Genomic DNA, 2,909 nt, shown 5'->3' on the forward strand with positions numbered 1-2,909 from the left:
GTCTTGACCAGCGTGGTCTTGCCGGTGCCGGGCACGCCCTCGATCAGCACGTGACCGCCTGCGAAGAGCGCCGAGAGCAATTCCTCGACGGCCTGCTCGTGGCCGATGATCATCTTGTGGATCTGGGCCTGGATACGCCGAAACGTCCGGGCGAAATCCGCCACCGTCGGCGTTTCCGCCTGTACTTCGCTCATCGTTCGAACACCCGTTTGATCGTGGTTCGGTCGCCGGCCGGCACCGCGGCGCGCGCCACCGGCTCATCCGGCTCCTGGTTCGTGCTCAGAGGAGTGCGCACTTTGGGCGGGACGTAGGCGTGACCGGCGCCCTTCGCGCCGTGATCGACGGGCCGCGCCTCGATTGCAATCTCGAAACCCTCGGTACCGAGCTTCGACGCCGCGGGCGCGCCGAACAGGCTGTCGGGATCCGCGCCGATTCCATGTGCCTCGCCACCGTTGCTGCTGTTCTCGCCGCTCTGCTGGATACTGCGATCGGTCGCGCTGTCATCCTTGTTGGGGTTGTCGGTGCCGGCGTTGGATTCGACGCCCGCCCGACCCCTGCCGCCGGGAGAAGGCTGCGACTTCGGCTGGCGCGAATCGTCTTCCGGTGGCAGATCGAACTCGTGGTTGGACTTCGGCTGATCCTGCTTGAACTGTCCGGCGAGTTCTCCGTGCCGATTTTTCTGCGCATCGGGAGCGCGATGAATTTCGTTTTGATCCTGATCGCGGCCCGCATCGGCCAGGCGCAGGTTGAGGCGCTGCTTCGAGGCCATCTGCTGACCGGTCAGTTTGTTCTGTAAATTCCCGGCCATGTCCCTCGCGCGGTTCATCAGTTGATTCAGCGAATTGCCGCTGACGTCTCCACCGCCCGCACTTTCGCGGGCAAGTTTGTCCTGGAGCCGGCGCATGGTCGCGGGGTCCGCGGTGACCTGCATCCCCGATTCATCGCCCGGCTCGGCGGCCCGCAGATGCAGGTCGTCGAGATCGACGGTCAGGTCGTCCTGCCCGTTGCCCGGGATGATTTGCGGCGCGCGCTTGATCTTCGAAATCGGGAACGCGAGCGCGGCCAGCACGAGTGCTCCGGCCAGCGGATAGATTGCACGCGATACGCGACGACGCTCGATCTTCGAGGTTGCGAACTGGTCATGATAGCCGAGAGTATCTTCAATCAGGTACGACCACAGCGGGCCGCGCCTTTCGAGGCCTGCGAGCGCGATGATCGTCGAGAGGCGCCCCTTCAACTCAGCACGATCGTCGGCGATCGCCGCGGCGCGAACCGCGCTGGTGCGCATTTGCCAGCCGGCCGAGACCGCGCTCGCGATACCGATGATCGCAACAACTACCAGCGCCGACCCGCCAATCATGAAAGTGAGCGGCGACAGCAAGTATGCACCCGCGAAAATCGCGGCGCCGGATGCAATCGCGATCGCGAGCGTGTAAAAAATCGCATGCTGCAACGCCAACGAGTTAAGTCGGGTGCGGACAGAACCGACCCGGCCCAGGATTTGCCCGAGCTTCTGGTCCGGTTGCCGATCTGATGAGGAAAACGACATCGAATGCGCCAAGCGCGTGGATCGAGGATAGTTTAGCTCCGCTAGTCACGCAACGATGAATCTCCCGCGGGTTCGATTGTACTTGAATCGGTCAGGGGTCAGCTTAAAACGTCCAGCCAACAATCGATTTCAGAAAAAGCCCGTTGCTCGCGCGAGTCAGTCCGATTCCCACGCCGAGATTGAGCTCGAGCTGCGGCAGAAAATTAAAATTCAGCGTCGGCACGATAAAGTGCTGCTGCTCCTGCACCTTGGCCAGCGGCTGAATCGATCCCATGTCGCCGTAGTATTCGACCGCCGGTGAAAGCCAGTCGGTCAGCTTGTAGACCAGCTCGCCCGACGGATCGAATTGCATTCCGTGATGCGCTCCCGGGCCGCTGAATGGATCCTCGAACGCAAAGTTCCCCACCAACCGAAATCCCTTGTAGCTCGCGCCCGCGATCGGCCGCAGCTCGAGCGTCGTCGGATTTTCTTCAGCCGCATGCCGCATGTAGTCCAGCTCAATATTGCCGCCGAACTGCACCGGCCACTCGAACGTCTGCGGGATTCCGAAATGAACCTTCGTTCGCGACCCCGAGTATTCATAGTCGCCGTTGGAGAGCTTCGCCGTACAGAAATACTGCCCGACTTCGAGCCAGCGCAGCACTCCATACGTGCCCTCGAGCGTCTCGTGAATCTGATACACGTCGGTCTGGCTTTTCGCCAATTGCCCGGTCGCAGTCGAGGTCGTATTGGAATGCAATTCGAGCGTCAGGTGACCGACAGGTGCGGTATCGGTGTCGTAAATCTGGATTTCGTAGAAGTCGATCGCCTGCGACGGACCCGCGCTCGCGAGCACCGCGGTCGCACATATAAAGAGCGCGAAAATATGGCGGCCGTATCTCATCGCGCGTTTCGCAGATCCTTCAGCGCGATTCCTTGAGCCCGGCGTCGTCGGCCGCTCCCAAAGCGATCGCGGACCAGTCCAGCTCAGCTCGCCCCTTGGCAATCGCCGAGATGAATCGATCGCGCAGCAGGCTCGCCGTCGGCATCGGCGCGTTGGCCGCCAATGCGGTCTGCAGCACGAGGTCGATGTCCTTGAGGCCGAGCGGCAGCCGAAAACCCGCCGGCGTGAATCGCCCATGCGCGATGATCGGACCGTAGCCCTGGTAAACCGGGGCCGCAAAGATCGTTTTGCCGAGCATATCGAGTGCCGCCGACGCATCGACGCCGCTCTTGCGCATCATCGCCACCGCCTCGCCCATCGCTTCCAGTGCGGCCGCGATCATAAAATTTCCCGCGAGCTTCACTACGTTCGCCGCGCCCACGTTGTCGCCAAAGTCAAAAATCTCCGGCCCCATCACGTCGAGGATCGGTTTCACCT

4 protein-coding genes are annotated in these 2,909 nt (G+C 62.0%); all 4 read right to left on the bottom strand.

Annotation, left to right across the window (positions count from 1 at the left end; all coding sequences use genetic code 11):
• Nucleotides 1-194, bottom strand: a 194-nt coding sequence (locus tag VIW95_RS09190; protein WP_414645279.1) for an AAA family ATPase, incomplete at its 3' end; no start/stop codon positions are given.
• Entirely contained in the window at nucleotides 191-1,549 is a 1,359-nt protein-coding gene (locus VIW95_RS09195; protein WP_331585665.1) for a hypothetical protein, read from the bottom strand. The genes VIW95_RS09195 and VIW95_RS09190, both read right to left, overlap by 4 nt.
• A gap of 103 nt (nucleotides 1,550-1,652) precedes the next feature.
• Nucleotides 1,653-2,432 carry a hypothetical protein gene (locus tag VIW95_RS09200; protein WP_331585668.1) on the bottom strand — a complete coding sequence of 260 codons (780 nt, stop codon included), beginning with the start codon at nucleotides 2,430-2,432 and terminating at the stop codon, nucleotides 1,653-1,655.
• 19 nt (nucleotides 2,433-2,451) lie between these two features.
• A partial coding sequence (locus tag VIW95_RS09205) for an NAD(P)-dependent oxidoreductase (RefSeq protein WP_331585670.1) occupies nucleotides 2,452-2,909 on the bottom strand: 458 nt, incomplete at its 5' end.

This window comes from Binatus sp. (SeqCode) (genome assembly GCF_036522015.1).
Lineage (GTDB): Bacteria > Desulfobacterota > Binatia > Binatales > Binataceae > Binatus.